Origin of the sequence: Pseudomonas sp. EpS/L25 (genome assembly GCF_001512295.1) — a bacterium.
In the GTDB taxonomy this organism is placed as follows: Bacteria; Pseudomonadota; Gammaproteobacteria; order Pseudomonadales; family Pseudomonadaceae; genus Chryseomonas.
Window position 1 is genome coordinate 217,715 of the sequence record NZ_LNUP01000013.1, and the last position, 16,032, is coordinate 233,746.

At 65.3% G+C, this 16,032-nt stretch carries 14 protein-coding genes and 1 pseudogene; 10 read left to right on the forward strand and 5 right to left on the reverse strand.

Going from position 1 to position 16,032, the window contains the following annotated elements; genetic code table 11:
- Positions 1-539 precede the first annotated feature (539 nt).
- A complete protein-coding gene (locus AR540_RS14890) occupies positions 540-1,502 on the reverse strand; it encodes an NAD(P)H-quinone oxidoreductase (RefSeq protein ID WP_177339240.1) in 963 nt (320 codons plus the stop codon).
- A 388-nt stretch (positions 1,503-1,890) separates the two neighbouring features.
- Between AR540_RS14890 and AR540_RS14895 the strand changes: the two genes are divergently transcribed.
- Entirely contained in the window at positions 1,891-3,972 is a 2,082-nt protein-coding gene (locus AR540_RS14895; protein WP_059229983.1) for a carboxy terminal-processing peptidase, read from the forward strand.
- 92 nt (positions 3,973-4,064) lie between these two features.
- Complete coding sequence (locus tag AR540_RS14900) at positions 4,065-5,810, forward strand: bifunctional diguanylate cyclase/phosphodiesterase (RefSeq protein ID WP_059229984.1); 1,746 nt, start codon at positions 4,065-4,067, stop codon at positions 5,808-5,810.
- Positions 5,811-6,651: 841 nt separating this feature from the next.
- Here the strand turns inward: AR540_RS14900 and AR540_RS14905 are convergent.
- The 3 genes from AR540_RS14905 to AR540_RS14915 form a co-directional block, all read right to left on the reverse strand.
- Positions 6,652-7,023: a hypothetical protein gene (locus AR540_RS14905; RefSeq protein WP_059229985.1), complete on the reverse strand. Its 372-nt coding sequence runs from the start codon at positions 7,021-7,023 to the stop codon at positions 6,652-6,654.
- Between the two features lie 6 nt (positions 7,024-7,029).
- The gene (locus AR540_RS14910) at positions 7,030-7,494 is read right to left on the reverse strand and encodes a YkvA family protein (RefSeq protein WP_059229986.1); all 465 of its coding nucleotides are present in this window, start codon (positions 7,492-7,494) and stop codon (positions 7,030-7,032) included.
- 150 nt (positions 7,495-7,644) lie between these two features.
- A complete protein-coding gene (locus AR540_RS14915) occupies positions 7,645-8,418 on the reverse strand; it encodes an FKBP-type peptidyl-prolyl cis-trans isomerase (RefSeq protein ID WP_059229987.1) in 774 nt (257 codons plus the stop codon).
- A 399-nt stretch (positions 8,419-8,817) separates the two neighbouring features.
- On the opposite strand from AR540_RS14915, the gene AR540_RS14920 reads away from it, so the two are divergent.
- The 8 genes from AR540_RS14920 to AR540_RS14955 all read left to right on the forward strand — a co-directional run bounded on the left by AR540_RS14920 (position 8,818) and on the right by AR540_RS14955 (position 15,860).
- Positions 8,818-9,102, forward strand: coding sequence for a hypothetical protein (locus AR540_RS14920; protein WP_059229988.1), 285 nt, complete (start codon positions 8,818-8,820; stop codon positions 9,100-9,102).
- Between the two features lie 63 nt (positions 9,103-9,165).
- A complete protein-coding gene (locus AR540_RS14925) occupies positions 9,166-9,840 on the forward strand; it encodes an ABC transporter ATP-binding protein (RefSeq protein ID WP_059229989.1) in 675 nt (224 codons plus the stop codon).
- On the forward strand, positions 9,837-12,296 hold the full coding sequence (locus tag AR540_RS14930; RefSeq protein WP_059229990.1) for an FtsX-like permease family protein: 2,460 nt from the start codon (positions 9,837-9,839) through the stop codon (positions 12,294-12,296). Before AR540_RS14925 ends, AR540_RS14930 begins: the two co-directional genes overlap by 4 nt.
- Positions 12,286-13,338 (forward strand): lipocalin-like domain-containing protein, encoded by a 1,053-nt coding sequence (locus AR540_RS14935; protein ID WP_059229991.1) that lies wholly within the window; start codon positions 12,286-12,288, stop codon positions 13,336-13,338. Before AR540_RS14930 ends, AR540_RS14935 begins: the two co-directional genes overlap by 11 nt.
- Positions 13,339-13,484: 146 nt before the next feature.
- Positions 13,485-13,796, forward strand: coding sequence for a DUF6482 family protein (locus AR540_RS14940; RefSeq protein WP_059229992.1), 312 nt, complete (start codon positions 13,485-13,487; stop codon positions 13,794-13,796).
- Between the two features lie 161 nt (positions 13,797-13,957).
- Positions 13,958-14,389 carry a DUF4440 domain-containing protein gene (locus AR540_RS14945; RefSeq protein WP_059229993.1) on the forward strand — a complete coding sequence of 144 codons (432 nt, stop codon included), beginning with the start codon at positions 13,958-13,960 and terminating at the stop codon, positions 14,387-14,389.
- Between the two features lie 143 nt (positions 14,390-14,532).
- The gene (locus AR540_RS14950; protein ID WP_059229994.1) at positions 14,533-15,558 is read left to right on the forward strand and encodes a TerC family protein; all 1,026 of its coding nucleotides are present in this window, start codon (positions 14,533-14,535) and stop codon (positions 15,556-15,558) included.
- A gap of 17 nt (positions 15,559-15,575) precedes the next feature.
- A complete protein-coding gene (locus AR540_RS14955) occupies positions 15,576-15,860 on the forward strand; it encodes a hypothetical protein (protein WP_059229995.1) in 285 nt (94 codons plus the stop codon).
- Between the two features lie 63 nt (positions 15,861-15,923).
- On the opposite strand, the pseudogene AR540_RS26105 reads toward AR540_RS14955, so the two are convergent.
- Positions 15,924-16,032 (reverse strand): annotated as a pseudogene (locus tag AR540_RS26105) (IS110 family transposase); the annotation flags it as partial.

Sequence of the window (16,032 nt, forward strand, 5' to 3'; positions counted from 1 at the left end):
GCTGGGACGTCAGAGGTCAGCAGGGGGCGGGACCGGCTCCTACACGTGCTCGAAACACTGCGGCCCTACAGCCTGCCCCCTGCTGCTCTCACCTCCATCCTAACGGCAAGCCAAGACACAAGCGGCCCATGGCCGCGATCAACCTCGTGCATCATTGATCGCCGTGTGTGCCCGTGGAAAACGCTACGCGGTTTTCCACGCTACAGGTTGGTGCCATCGCGCCAGGGCGGTTCGCCGAGGCGGACGCTGCTACCGGAAACTTGACTCGCAGGAGTGGCCCATGGCCGCGATAGGACATCTGCCGAGCTGCCAGTAACGTGCCTCTACGCAGGTGAATCGCGGCCACGGGCCGCTCCTACAGGCCGTAGTGTGGAAACGGCGCAGCCTTTTCCACGACAAGTTCGCCACTAGGTGTTCCCTCACCCCAGCCCTCTCCCGGAGGGAGAGGGGGCACTTCGAGCGGATGTTCGTCTTCGGTGGCTCAGGCGATACTCCTACAGCGGAACCGTCAGGGGCGCAGCCGGTTCAGAAGAAAGAGATCACTCCAGCCCCTCATCGAGCACCAACACCACCTTGCCGTTCACCTCGTTGCTTTCCAGGGCGGCGAAGGCGGCCTCGGCATTCTGTGCGGAGAAGCGTCGCTCGAGATTGACGCTCAGTTGGCCCTTGGCGAACAGCGGCCAGACCTGCTCTTCCAACGCCAGCATGGTCTTGGCCTTGAACTCCACCGACCGGTTGCGCAGCGTCGAGCCGATGAGGCGGATGCGCTTGCCGAGGACCTTGGCCAGATCCAGCTCGGCTTCGCGTCCCCCCATGAGGCCGATCAGCACCCAGCGACCATCCTGGCCCAACAGGTCCAGGTTGAGCGGGGCGTAGCCGGCACCGACCGGATCGAGGACGACATTGAAAGGCGCGAAGTCGCGCAGGCTTTCCAGGTCGGTCTTGCGCAGCACTCCGCCCTCGGCGCCGAGCCGCTCGCAGTGGGCCAGACGGTCCTGGGAGCCGACACTGACCCAGCAAGGATTGCCGAAGGCCTTGCACAGCTGGATGGCCGCCGAGCCCACGCCACTGGCGCCGGCGTGCAACAGCACCTTCTCGCCCGGCTGCAGCGCGGCCAGGTCGAACAGATTGCTCCAGGCAGTCGCCCATACCTCGGGTAGCGCCGCGGCTTCAATCAGCGACAGACCCGCCGGCACGGCCGCGGCCTGGCGACCATCGACCACCACTTCGCTGGCCATGCCACCCCCGGCGAGCAGTGCGCAGACCCGGTCACCCAGCTGCCAGCGGGAATCCGCGGTGGTCTCGCTGACCACCCCAGCGCACTCCAGGCCCAAGGTGGCGGGCGCGCCCGGTGGCGGTGGGTAGTTGCCCGCCAATTGCAGCAGGTCGGCGCGGTTCAGGCCCGCTGCCGCCACCTTGATGCGAATTTCTCCAGGCGCCAGTGCGCGAGCGCTCAATGACTGCCATTCCAGTTGCCCTTCGATACCTTGCAATGCGTTCACGGTGCCTCCATAGTGGCTCAGGCTTTGACGAATAAGCGCCTGCGCCGGCGGGTTCTGCGGGAGTCGAGCGGAGCGGAAGACGCGGGGCTGTCACAGCCGTCGCTTCCCAGCGCTTTCAACCTTCAGACCTCAGAAGCTGTTCACGATCTCGCGAGCTAGAGACAAACAAGGCGAAAATGCCCGAGGAAGCGGAGTTTACGAGGGGTAAATGAGCATTCCGAAGGCGTTTTCAACGCGGTTTGGCCGACGCGCAGCAGATCGTGACCAGCTTCTCGGACCATCGCCAGACAATTTTTCGTCACCGCCCATCATACTTCCCAGGCCGTGGAACCGCCCGACCCGGGAACGGCCTATAGCCTATTCCTTTCCGTGCATTAGTCGAATACACATGAAGCAGCTCTTGTCCCGTACCGCCCTCGTTGTCCTGCTTGGCGTCAGCGCGACGCCCCTCTTCGCCAAGCCCAACTCACCGGTTAGCGTCGACAAGCTGCAACCCGACCGCGACCAGGTCATCGCCAGCCTCAACATCGTCGAGCTGCTCAAGCGCCACCATTACAGCAAGCCGCCGCTCAACGATGCCCAGTCGATCAAGATCTACGACAGCTATCTAAAGATGCTCGATCCCGCGCGACTGTATTTCAACGCCGCCGACATCCGCGAATTCGATGCCTCGCGCACCCGTTTCGACGACTACCTCAAGCAGGGCAATCTCGAACCGGGCTTCGCCATCTATCGCCGGTATGCCCAGCGCATGACCGAGCGCCTGAACTACGGCCTGGGGCTGCTCAACGCCGGCATCGGCAAGCTCGACTTCACCGTCGACGAGTCCTTCAACACCAACCGCGAGAAGGCGGCGTGGCCGGCCGATACCGCGGCGCTCGACGACCTATGGCATCGCAAGCTCAAGGACGAGGTGCTGCGCCTGCGCCTGTCCGGCAAGACCGACCAGCAGATCCAGCAGCAACTGACCAAGAGATACAAGAATCAGCTGGCGCGCCTCAATCAGACGCGCAGCGAAGACGTCTTCCAGACCTACATCAACGCCTTCGCCGAGTCCTACGATCCGCATACCCAGTATCTCTCGCCGGAAAGCGCGGAGAACTTCGACATCAACATGAGCCTGTCGCTGGAAGGCATCGGCGCGGTGTTGCAGAACGACAACGACTACGTGCAGATCCTGCGCCTGGTGCCGGCCGGCCCGGCGGACAAGTCCAAGCAGATCGCCCCGGCGGACAAGATCGTCGGGGTCGCCCAGGGTGACGGCGAGATGGTCGACGTCGTCGGCTGGCGCCTGGACGAAGTGGTCAAGCTGATCCGCGGACCCAAGGGTTCCAAGGTGCGCCTGGAGATCATCCCGGCGAGCAACGCGCCGAACGACCAGAAGACCAAGATCGTCGCCATCACCCGCGAAGCGGTGAAGCTTGAAGAGCAGGCTGCCCAGAAGCACGTGATCGACGTGCCCCACGAAGGCAAGCACTACAAGCTCGGCGTGATCGACGTGCCGGCCTTCTACCTGGATTTCAAGGCCTATCGCGCCGGAGACCCGAACTACAAGAGCACCACGCGTGACGTGAAGAAGCTCATCGGCGAGCTGCAGAAGGAAAAGGTCGACGGCATCGTCCTGGACCTGCGCAACAACGGCGGCGGCTCGCTGCAGGAAGCCACCGAGCTGACCGGCCTGTTCATCGACCAGGGCCCCACCGTGCTGGTGCGCAATGGCGACGGCAAGGTCGAGGTGCTCGCCGACGACGAAGGCGGCGCCTTCTACAAGGGTCCCCTGACCGTCCTCGTCAATCGCCTGTCCGCCTCGGCGTCGGAGATCTTCGCCGGCGCCATGCAGGACTATCACCGCGCCTTGATCGTCGGTGGCCAGACCTTCGGCAAGGGCACCGTGCAGACCATCCAGCCGCTGAATCACGGTGAACTCAAGCTGACCATCGCCAAGTTCTACCGCGTTTCCGGCCAGAGCACCCAGCATCAGGGCGTGCTGCCGGACATCGACTATCCGGCGGTGGTCGATACCAAGCAGATCGGCGAAAGCGCCCTGCCCGACTCCATGCCCTGGGACACCATCGCCCCGGCGGTGACCGGCCTGAGCAATCCCTTCGCCGCCTACCTGCCGGAACTGGTCAAGCGCCACGACGTGCGGGTGCAGAAGGACCCCGACTTCATCTTCGCCCGTGAGCGGCTGAAGCTGGCCCAGGAGCTGGCGGCGGATACCACCGTCAGCCTCAACGAGCAGAAGCGTCGCGCCGAGCAGACCGCTCTGGACAATCGCCAGTTGGCGATGGAGAACCAGCGTCGTCAGGCCAAGGGCGAGGCGCCGCTCAAGGAGCTGAAGAAGATCGACGAGGACAACCCGGCGATCGATGACGACAAGACCAAGCCGCAGGACGATGCCTACCTCATGGAGTCGGGCCATGTGCTGCTGGACTATCTCGACCTCAGCCAGACCCCGCCCAAGCGCTGACATCAAAATGTCATAGGTCTGTCGTGAAATGCCCGGGGGCCGCCACAAGCGGCCCTCGGGCATTTTCGTTTTCGCGTTCTGACAGGCTGACCATGACACTGAACGACCAGGCTGGGGTGTTGGATCGCATTCTCGCCAATCGGGAGCTGCATTCGCTCTTTCAACCCATAGTGTCCCTGAGCGAAAGACGTATCCTCGGTTACGAGGCCCTGATTCGTGGTGCCTCCGATACGCCGCTGCACTCACCGCTCCCGCTCTATGCCACCGCCCGCCAGGCCGGTCGTCTCTCCGAGCTGGAAATCGCCGCTCGCCAACAGTCCTGCCAGAGCTTTCGCGAGCTGGGGCTGGATGGCCTGCTGTTCCTCAACGTCTGTCCGGAAACCCTGCTCGAGCCCGCCCACCAGTCGGGCCAGACGCTCAAGCTGCTGCAACGCCTGGGCCTTTCTCCGGCCCAGGTGGTGATCGAACTCACCGAGCAGTCGCCCATCGACGACTTCGCCCTGCTGGCCACCGCCCTGCATCACTATCGCGCCATGGGCTTCTCCATCGCCCTCGACGATCTGGGCGCCGGCTACTCCAGCCTGAGAAGCTGGTCGGAGCTGCGCCCGGACTTCGTCAAGATCGATCGCCACTTCATCGAGTCCATCCACCGCGACAAGGTGAAGCGCGAATTCGTCGGCTCCATCCTGAAGATGGCCGAGGCCTCCCGCGCCCAGGTGATCGCCGAAGGCATCGAGACCCACGAAGAGCTGTCAACCCTGGCGAGCATGGGCGTCGACTTGGTACAGGGTTACCTGCTGGGCCGGCCGACGGCGGCGCCGCCCCGGGAAATCCAGACCCTGCTGCCGGTGATAGCCACCTGCGGTTCCGACCTCGCCGAGGAATCCACTACGGTGGCCAGCCTGAGGGTCGAGCAGGTGGCGGTGGGCCAGGACATGCTGATCCTCGATGTCCTGGAACGCTTCCGCCTGCAGCCCAGCCTCAATACCCTGGCGGTGGTGGACGAAGACGATCGCCCGGTGGGGATCGTCCATCACCATGAACTGAGTTCGGCGCTGCTCAAGCCTTTCGCCCACGAGGTGTTCGCGCGCAAACCCATCGCCCGCCTGATGAACCATGACTTCCTGGCCACCGAGAGCAACCAGTCGCTGCAGCAGGTCAGTCGGCTGCTCACCGCCCGTGCCCGGCAGCGGATCGAAGAGGATTTCATCATCACCGAGGACGGCCGCTACACGGGTGTCGGCCGGGTGATGGACGTGCTGCGGCTGATCACCGAGCAACGCATCCAGCAGGCCAAGCACGCCAATCCCCTCACCCAGCTGCCCGGCAACGTGCCCATCCAGCAGTGCCTGACACGGTTGCTGGATCAGCAGCGCGAAGCCGTGGTGTGCTACGTCGACATCGACGGCTTCAAGCCCTTCAACGACCTCTATGGCTACGCCAAGGGCGACGAGGTACTGCTCTGCCTGGCGCAGACCCTGGCGGAGCGCCTCGACCCGCAGCAGGACTTCGTCGGCCACATCGGCGGCGATGACTTCCTGGTGGTCCTGGGCTCGGCGGACTGGCGCCGCCGGCTGAACGGCCTGATGGCGGCCTTCCAGGAACGCTGCCGGCACTTCTATCGCAGCGAACACCTGGAGGCTGGCTGCTTCCTGGCCTACGACCGCGACGGGCGCCGACGGGAATATCCGCTGCTGTCGCTGTCACTCGGCGTGGTGGAGCTGGACAAGGATGCCGGCAAACGGGTGGATGCCAGCGGCCTGGCGGGTCTCGCCTCCGAAGCCAAGCGCAACGCCAAGGCGATCCCCGGCTACAGCCTGCACCTGATGCGTGCCTGAGAGCTTGCTCGAAGGCTATTACGCATCGGCCAAATGGCGTGAAAGCCTAACAGGGGCTTCAGGTCCGACATCGCGGCCATGGGCCGCTCCTACAGGTCGTAGTGTGGAAAACGGCGCAGCCTTTTCCACGGGTGAGTTCGCCGCGAAGGTTTCCCTCACCCCAGCCCTCTCCCGAAGGGAGAGGGGGCGCTTGGAGCGGACGCTCGTCTTCAGTGACTCAGGCGATAAGACAGTTGCTCCTACAGGCCCAGTCTAACCTCGTAGGAGCGGCCCATGGCCGCGATAGGTTGCCCGGTAGATGAGGCTGTGCCGTCAGACAGTAGTGTGGAAAACGGCGCAGCTTTTTCCACATGGAGTTCGCCACGAGGGGTTCCCTCTCCCAGCCCTCTCCCAGAGGAAGAGGGAGCGCTTCGAGCGGATGTTCCTCTTCGGTGGCTCTCGATAAGACAGTTGCCTCTACCTCGCAGGTACCCTGTAGGAGCGGCCGCATCGGCGGACCGCCATGGCTGCGATTTAAAGCAGCAGCACAGAGGTTCAAGTGGTGACCTAGGCGAACGCCCGACAGTAGCCTGATGCCAATCAATCAAGGAAAACGCCGGCTCTTGTGCTCACCCAGCTGGTCAGAAGCTCAGTGTGGATGGCGATCAAGGCTTTAATGACGGGCAGTACATGGTCGCCCAGCCCCGCCTGGGCGACCTCCTTGCACGGCTCATCTACCCTGCGCCTTCTCACCCAAGCCCGCGTCGAGTGCGACTTCGATCTGCTCCCGCCAGTGTTTATCGCAGAGCCACCGAGGCCCTGTCTGACGCTAATTCACGAACCCTCGAACAGGCTCTGACACTCAGACCTCTCGGTGATCCGGGTACTGGTGCTCGAATACCCGAGTCACTTCCGCAGCGTGCCAGCTGACTGCATCGGCGGCCTGGGGCGCGCCTGCCAGCGCACCCAGGCGCAGCGCGCAGTCGAAGAAGCCCTCTCGTGGCAGACGGCTGCCGCTCTGGCTGACCACCAGGGCACTGCGCAGCGGCCGCCCTTCGCGGCGGTCGAGGGCGGCCAGGTATTCCAGGGCCGCGGTCAGGGTCACCATGGCCGGCTGCGGTAGCCCCACCCGCTCGATCACCGAGCGGTAGGTCAGCAGGCTACGGCTGCGGCGTGCGCTTTCCAGTTCGTCCAACAGTGCCAGCCAGTGCTGGCGGCTGATACGTAGGCTCAAGAGCGCTCAATCCCGCAATTGGTCGAGGGCGACGCCCGGTGCGGGACGCTCGTGCTTGTCGGGCAGCGCCGCCAGGGCGGCCTGCTGCGTAGCGGATCGGTTGTCGCGCCAGGCGCGGAAGGCATCGAGTTCATCACTGCACGCCTTGCCGACCCACGCCAGCACGGCCAGGTCGTCGAGCAGGCCGAACATGGGTACCCAGTCGGGGATGAGATCGATGGGCAGGAGGAAATAGACCAGGCCGCCGGCCACGGTCAGCAGCGTCTTGCGACTCACGCCGCGATACTGACCACGCCACCAGGCCAGCAGCAACTGGTGGAACAGCCTGAGGGTCTCCCGGGCTTCACCCAGCTTGAGGCCGCGCTTGCTGGTCTTGCGCGCCACGCCCAGCAGCAGCGCGGGCAAGCGTCCACGGATCAGTAGGCGCTGGGCGAGCCCCAGATAGCGATCAAAATTCTTCGGTGGCTTCATGGGCACCTCGAGCGTTGGAAACACGATTCAAGCGGACTTCCCCGGCGCGGGGCCGGTACGCAAGGAATCTGATCGCAAAGGGCCTGCAGGGTTTCCCGGGCCCAATGCAAAACGCCCTGCTAGGCAGGGCGTTGGCGAGCGCGAACCGGCTTATTTCTTGGCCGGTGCTTTCTCGGCAGCAGCCGGAGCATCGGCGGCCGGAGCGGCCGGTGCATCCTCGGCGTCCGCCGCGGCGGCGTCCTTGATGCCCAGCAGTTCCAGGTCGAACACCAGCACCGAGTTGGCCGGGATCGCCGGGCTCGGGCTCTGGGCGCCGTAGGCCAGCTCGGAGGGGATGTACAGCTTGATCTTCTCGCCGACGTGCATCAGCTGCAGCGCCTCGACCCAACCGGGGATCACGCCGTTGACCGGCAGATCGATCGGGGTGCCACGCTTGATGGAGCTGTCGAACACAGTACCGTCGACCAGCTTGCCCTCGTAGTGCACGGTGACCACATCGGTGGGCTTGGGCTGAGGGCCATCGGCCTTCTTGACCACTTCGTACTGCAGGCCGGAGGCGGTGGTGATCACGCCAGGCTTCTTGCCGTTCTCTTCGAGGAATTTCTTGCCGGCCTTGGCATTGTCCTCACTGACCTTGGCCATCTTCTCTTCGGCGCGCTTCTGCAGGGCGGCGAAGGCTTCGGTCAGTTGCTGATCGGTCAGCTTCTGGTCCTTCTTGCCGACGGCGTCTTCGATGCCCAGGGCGACGGCCTTGGGATCCAGGTCATCGATACCTTCCTGGGCCAGGCTCTTGCCCATGTTCAGGCCGATACCGTAGGACGCCTTCTGGGCCGGGCTTTCCAGCTCGACCTTGGGCTTGGAGTCGCAGCCGCTCAGAACCAGACCCACCAGGGCCACCGCTGCTGCCAACCGATACTGTTTCATGTTGATTCCTTATCCGTGCGCATCGTGCGCGTTCAAATAACTGATCGAGCTTACAAGGAGAGCTGCTCACTTGCCATCGCCAGGCCTCTAAGAGCCTGTTCAAAGTCTGCTGCGCGTCGGCCAAACCGCGTTGAAAATGGCTTCGGAATGCTCATTTACCCCTCGTAAACTCCGCTTCCTCGACCATTTTCGCCTCGTTTGGCTCTAGCTCGCGCGACTTTGAACAGGCTCTAAATGGCTGCAAAGGATAAGATTTCAAGCTTATGTCTGCCTGAACGTTGCGTGAACGGAGTGCGCGCTATGCTTGGCGCGCCACTGCGACCGCCAGCCGCATGGGCACGACTGGCGCCGTCCCAGGGTTTAGACTGGCGTCTTCCTTCGCGCTTGCTAGAGACGTTCATGTTCGAGCCCAATGATCTGAATCGCCCGCCCCTGGAACTCGCCCGCGAATCACGCAAGGCCGGCGGCTACGGTCTGCTGTACTCGGTGCTGCTGGCCATCGGCATCCTGCTCTACCACCACTGGGTACCGGCTGCCTTTCCCGGCAGCCTGCTGCAGATGTCCATGGCGCTGCCTATCATCCTGTTCGTCGGCAGCGCCATCTACTACCTGACCATGGTGCGCAAGTGCGAGCGCCTGCAGCGTGAGGAAGACGAAAAGGTCGGCAAGGGCAAGCGCCGCTAGCTGCGCTGAACGTCGCCGCCAAGGCCCGGTCGATTGCAGACGGCGACCGGCGCGAGAGGCGCGATGCTGACCATCACCGATCTGCACAAGAGCTATCCGACACCCCAGGGCCCGCTACCGGTCCTGCACGGCGTGGACCTGCACCTCGGCCAGGGCGAGAGCCTGGCCCTGATGGGCGAGTCCGGCAGCGGCAAGAGTACCCTGCTGCATCTGGTCGCCGGACTCGATCGCCCGGATCGCGGGCGCATCGAGGCAGCCGGCCAGACGCTGTCCGCGCTCGATGAGCGGGCCCTGGCGCGCTGGCGGCGCGAGGGCATCGGGCTGATCTTCCAGCAGTTCAACCTCATCGCCAGCCTGTCGGTGGCCGACAACCTCGCCTTCCAGGCCCGCCTTGCCCACCGTCACGATCCGCGCTGGCAGCAGATCCTGGCCGAGCGGCTGGGCCTTGCCGCACTACTGGATCGCTATCCGGAGCAACTCTCGGGTGGCCAGCAGCAGCGGGTGGCCCTCGGGCGCGCCCTGGCCTCGCGCCCGCCCCTGCTGCTGGCCGACGAGCCCACCGGCAATCTCGACGAGGGCAGCGGCGACCAGGCCCTGGCGCTGCTGCTGGAATTGGTCGCCGAGACCGGCAGCAGCCTGTTGATGGTGACCCACAGCGCCCGCATCGCCTGCCACTTGGATCGAACGCTGCACCTGGCGCGGGGCAGGCTGGTCCTGGCTGACGAGCGCGGCCCGTGAGACTGCTCTACTGGAGCCTGCACGGCCTGGCCAGCCACTGGCGGCGGCATCCGCTGCAACTGGTCGGGCTGATCGCCGGATTGTGGCTGGCCACTGCCTTGCTGATCGGCGTATTGGCCCTCAATGCCCAGGCGCGACAGAGCTATGCCCAGGCCAGCGCCCTGTTCGGCGCCGATCAGGCCAGCCTGGAAGCCCGCGATGGCGGTCGCTTCGCCCAGGCGCTGTTCGTCGAACTGCGCCGGCAGGGCTGGCCGGTGTCGCCCGTCCTGCAGGGACGTCTCGCTCTCGCGGAACGCGAGCGGCCGGTGCCGCTGGTCGGCCTGGAACCGGTCAGCCTGCCCGCCGATCGGGGCGTGGCAGCCAGGGCTTCGCCCGAGGCGCTGCTGGATTTCCTCAGCCCCCAGGGCACCACCTGGATCGCCCCGGAAACCCTGCATGAATGGCAACTCCAGGACGGCACCGTACTGCACCGCACGGATGGATTGCCCCTGCCGCCGCTGCGCGGCCGTACCGGCCTGGCTCCCGGCACCCTGGTCATGGACATCGGCCAGGCCCAGCGACTGCTGGCGGCGCCGGAACTGTTGTCCCGCCTGATCCTGCCCAAGACGTTCCAGCGCGACCTGCCGCCGCTGGCAGGCGCATCCCTGCAGCGGGTCGAGAGCGACCAGGGCAGCGAGCTCGACCGCCTGACCGACAGCTTCCACCTCAATCTACTGGCACTCGGCCTACTGGCCTTTGCCGTGGGTCTGTTCATCGTCCAGGCGGCGATCGGCCTGGCCCTGGAGCAACGCCGGCCGCTGCTGCGTACCCTGCGTGCCTGCGGACTGTCGGCCGCAACCCTGGTACTGGCGCTCGCCCTGGAGCTGAGCCTCGTCGCCCTGGTGGCCGGTGGACTCGGCGTAATCAGCGGCTATGGCCTGGCTGCGCTGCTGTTGCCGGACATGGCAGCCAGCCTGCGTGGTCTCTATGGCGCGGAAGTCGCCGGCACCCTGACCCTGAGCCCGGCCTGGTGGCTCGCCGGACTCGGCCTCAGCCTGGGCGGCGCCCTCCTGGCCGGGGCAGATGGCCTCTGGCGCGCGGCGCAGTTGCCCCTGCTGGGCCTGGCTCAGGGCGAGGCCTGGCGTGCAGCCCATGGCCGTTGGCTCGGACGCCAGGCCATGGCCGCCGCGCTGGCAGCCCTGGTCGCCCTCGGCCTGCTGCTGGGCGGCGACAGCCTGGGCAGCGGACTGGCCCTGCTCGGCTGCCTGTTGCTGGCTGCGGCGCTAGCGTTGCCACCCCTGCTCAGCGCCCTGCTGGATATCCTCCTCGGCCGGGTACGCCGGCCCCTGCTGCGCTGGTTCCTCGCCGATGCGCGCCAGCAGTTGCCAGGGCTATCCCAGGCGCTGATGGCCCTGCTCCTCGCCTTGGCCGCCAATGTCGGCGCCGGCAGCATGACCGAGGGCTTTCGCCGAACCTTCGATGGCTGGCTCGACCAGCGCCTGGCCGCCGAACTCTATCTGCGCCCGCAGGATGACCACCAGGCGGCCAGCCTGCTCGCCTGGCTGCCCGGGCAACCCAGCGTGCGCGCGGTGCTGCCGGTCCACGAGGTCGAGACGACGTTGCAGGGCCAGCCGACCACCCTCAGCGGTGTGGTGGACGACATCCTCTATCGCCAGCACTGGCCGCTGCTGGACGGCTCCGAGGCCAGCTGGACAGCCTTCTTCGCTGGCGACGGGGTGATGCTCAGCGAACAACTGGCACGGCGACTGAAGGTCGCCAAGGGGCAGACGGTCGAATTGATGGGAAGCCAGGGCCGCTGGGCCGCCCCCATCCTCGCCACCTATGCCGACTACGGCAATCCTCGCGGTCATCTGCTGCTGTCACAGGAGCGCTTGCGGACGCTCTGGCCGGACGCCAGCCTGGTCCGCATCGTGGTCCGCATGGCGCCGGAGCAGGTGGACGCCCTGCGCGGCGAGCTGCAGCAGCGCTTCGCCCTGGACGCCAGCCGCTCCATCGACCAAGGCCAGTTGCGTCACTACGCCGATCAGGTCTTCGAGCGCACCTTCAGTGCCACCGCCGCGCTCAACGCCCTGACCCTGGCGGTAGCCGGTCTGGCGTTGCTCATCGCCCTGCTCGGCCAGGCACAGCGCCGGCTCGGCCAGCTCGCACCGCTGTGGGCACTGGGGATCGAACGCCCGCGGCTGATCCTGCTGAGTCTGGGCCAACTACTGGGGCTCGCCGTTCTCACCCTGGCCCTGGCCATTCCGCTCGGCATCCTGCTCGCCTGGTGCCTGGTCGCCGTGGTGAACGTCCAGGCCTTCGGCTGGCGCCTGCCGCTGCAGGTGTTCCCCGGACAACTGCTGGCGCTGTCCGCCATCGCCCTGCTGGCGACCCTGCTGGCCGCCGCCTGGCCGCTGCTGCGCCTGCAGCGCAGCCAACCCCTGGATCTGCTGCGAGAGCTCGGCAATGAACGCTAGGGCGCTGCTGTTCGTGTTCCTGCTGCTCGTCGGTTGCGATGAGCAGCCCCCTGCCGCGGGCTTCGCCGGCCTCGGCCAGGACAGCGAGAACTTCGCACCGGTGGTGCCCGGCAAGGTCTTCGGCTTTCCCGCCGACCACGGTGCCCACCCGGACTTCCGCATCGAGTGGTGGTACGTCACCGCCAACCTCAGCGATGCCCAGGGTCATCGCTACGGCGTGCAATGGACGCTGTTCCGCAATGCCCTGCGACCCGGCGCCGACCAGCCCGGTTGGAACAATGGCAACCTCTGGCTGGGGCACGCCGGCCTCACCAGCGAAACCCGGCAGTTCTCCGCCCAGACCCAGGGTCGCGGCGGTATCGGCCAGGCAGGCGTGATCGCCGCGCCCTTCTCCGCCTGGATCGACGACTGGCGCCTGAGCGGCGATCTCAGCGGCCAGGCCCAGGTAACGGCCCGCGGCCCGGGTTTCGCCTATCGCCTGGACCTCGCCGCCACCGGCCAGCTGGTGCTGCAGGGCGAAGGCGGCCTGAGTCGCAAATCCGCCAGCGGCCAGGCGTCCTATTACTATAGCCAGCCCTTCTTCCAGGCCCAGGGCGAACTGGAGATCGAGGGACGCCGTATCCCGGTCAAGGGCCTGGCCTGGCTGGATCGGGAATGGAGCAGCCAGCACCTGGCCGCCGATCAGCTCGGCTGGGACTGGTTTTCCCTGCATCTGGACGACGGCCGTCAGCTGATGCTCTACCGCCTGCGCCAGACCGACGGCCAGCACTACCTGTTCGGCAACCTGATCGCCGTCGATGGCCACAACCAGCCGCTGCACCCCGGCGATATCCGCCTCGCGCCCCTGGCCACGCACCAGGTAGCCGGACGCGAGGTGCCGGTGCGTTGGTCGATCATCCTGCCAGGCGAGGACCTGGAGCTGCGCATCGCTGCCATCAATCCCAACGCCTGGATGGCCCTGGGCACGCCCTATTGGGAAGGCCCGGTCAGCGTCGACGGCGGCGCCAAGGGGGTGGGCTATCTGGAGATGACTGGTTATTAGCCGCGCAGCCGAGGCGCCTGGACGCGAGGATGGTCCCGTCAGCACTCGGACCCTAGCCGGAACTCCGAGCACCGCTCCTGCCTCGAATCGGTATGTCCCCCTTGCCACTGCGCAAGGCTCGTTAGCGTGATAACCGAGGTGTCTCGATGAATGTCAAAGAGCTGAATCAGCAGGTCAAGGCCGGTGCGGTCAAGGAAGTCAACCTGGTGTCCATGGAAGGCGGCTCCTACGTCATCCATGCGCTGGTGGAAGGCACCTCGGTACCGGTCGCCGACGACAAGGGTGCCACCCTGCACGTTGCCTCGGTGGAAGAGGCGCGGCGCATCCTCGACGACGTCAAGGAGGTGCGCCTGTTCATCGCTCAGCCGGCAGTCTATGAAGAGATGGTCGGCCAGCCGTTGAGCCAGACCGATTCGCGCGAAGAGATCCCGTTGCGTTCGAAGATCGAAAATCGCTGATCCGCCGCCTCATCCGTCGCCGGCGTCCGACGGCGACACCTTCCCGCTCTGACCCGGCGCTCCCCGACCGTCGTCGTCCTCTCGCGATCCGCCCCTACAGCGTACCGGCCGAGGGAAAAATGTTATATTATAACAATTCGCTTTCACCTGAGGATCACGCCATGTCCGTCGCCACTCCTGGCTATGCGCCCCCACGCACCAACGAAGAGATCGCCTGTCTCGCCGGTGCCAAGGCCGCATTGCACACCTGGGCCGCGACCGTCGCCACCCGCGATGTGGAAGCCATTCTCGCGCTCTATGCACCCGACGCCATCCTGGTGCCGACCCTGTCCAACGAGGTACGGGATTGCGAAGACAGCCGGCGCGAATACTTCCGCAACTTCCTCGCCAACGAAGGGCTGGTCTGCGACATTCAGATCTTCAAGAAGCGTGTGAGTCACAAGCTGAGCACGGTCGTGGTCGGCGGCCTCTACGTGTTCCATTATCGTGATGGCGACAGCGCCGTGAGCGTCCCTGCGCGCTTTCTCTTCACCTTCGAGCAGATCGCCGGCCGCTGGCTGATCACCGGTCACCATTCCTCCCGAGAGGCCTGACCTAGAGCGGTTGCATTTTGTAAAACTGCAACCCTTGCCGAATGTGCGCGAGTTCGAAATCCTGTCTCGGTGACCCGGGCCCCTCTGACGGTATGTGCCGCCATGTCGAGTCATAGTCTTGAAACTTGACTAAGGAGGGGCTCATGAACGCCCTGCATGCATTCTTCTTCGCCGACTTCCTCGGCACCGCCACCTGGATGTGGCTTACCTTCTTCGCCGTCGTCATCGCCCTGCTGGCCTTCGACCTGGGTGTCCTCCACAAGGAGAACAAGCCCATCGAGGTGAAGGAGAGCCTGCTGCTCTCCGCCGGCTACATCACTGCCGGCCTGCTGTTCGCCCTCTTCGTCTGGCAGCTCAAGGGCGCCGACGCCAGCCTCGATTACGTCACCGGCTTCCTCATCGAGAAATCGCTGTCCATGGACAACGTCTTCCTGATGGCGGTGATCTTCGGCTTCTTCGCCATCCCCCGTGAATACCAGCACCGCGTACTGTTCTGGGGCATCCTCGGGGTGATCGTGCTGCGCGCCATCATGATCGGTCTCGGCGCGGCCCTGATCCACCAGTTCGACTGGATCCTCTACATCTTCGGCGCCTTCCTAGTGATCACCGGGGTCAAGATGCTGTTCGCCAAGGTGGACGAAGAGCCCAACCTCGACGACAACGTCTTCATCAAATTCCTGCGCAAGAAATTGCGGGTGACCGATGAACTGCAGGGCGAGCACTTCTTCGTGCGCAAGCCCGACGCCAGTGGCAAGGCGGTGCTCTGGGCGACGCCCATGTTCCTGGCGCTGATCGTGATCGAGTGCGCCGACCTGGTGTTCGCGGTGGACAGCGTGCCAGCCATCTTCGCCATCACCCAGGACCCCTTCATCGTCTACACCTCGAACGTCTTCGCCATCCTCGGCCTGCGTGCCCTGTACTTCGCCCTGGCGGCGATGATCCATCGCTTCGCCTACCTCAAGTACGCCCTGGCGCTGGTGCTGGTGTTCATCGGCTGCAAGATCTTCCTGGTGGGCATCATCGGCAAGATCCCGCCGGCGATCTCCCTGAGCGTCACCCTCGGCCTGCTGGCAGGCGGTGTGCTGGTCTCGCTGTACAAGACCCGCGGCGAGCCCCAGCACGCCTCCGCCGGTCAAGACGCACGCGACTCGCTGAACAAACCCTCTTGAGCAAGGAGTAGACGACCATGACACCCAAAGCCTCCCTCGCCCTGGCCAGCATCCTGGTGCTGCTCGGCCTCGGCGGCTGCGACAGTGCCGAAAAGGCCGCCGACAGCTTCGCCACCAAGGTGGAGCAGGCCGCTCGCGAACAGGCCCGGGAAACCCTGGGTGGAACCCTCGACGAATTGAACAAGAAGGTCGACGAGGCCCAGAATCAGACGCGCGCCTGGCTGGACCAGCACAGGCCCAAGGATCAGGAAGAAACGCCACCCGCCAACGCTGGCAGGTCGGCGGAAGGGCTGGAAACCTGAGGACTTGCTCGCAATCATCGCGGCCATGGGCCGCTCCTACACCCTGTAGGAGCAACTGTCTTCTCAAGCGGGCTCAGATCGCCAAGGAGTACCGTCCCTGAGCATGGCATTGAGCCGAATCAGCAAGACGCGTAGGCAGGCGATCAGGGCTACCTTGGCGGGTTTTCCACGC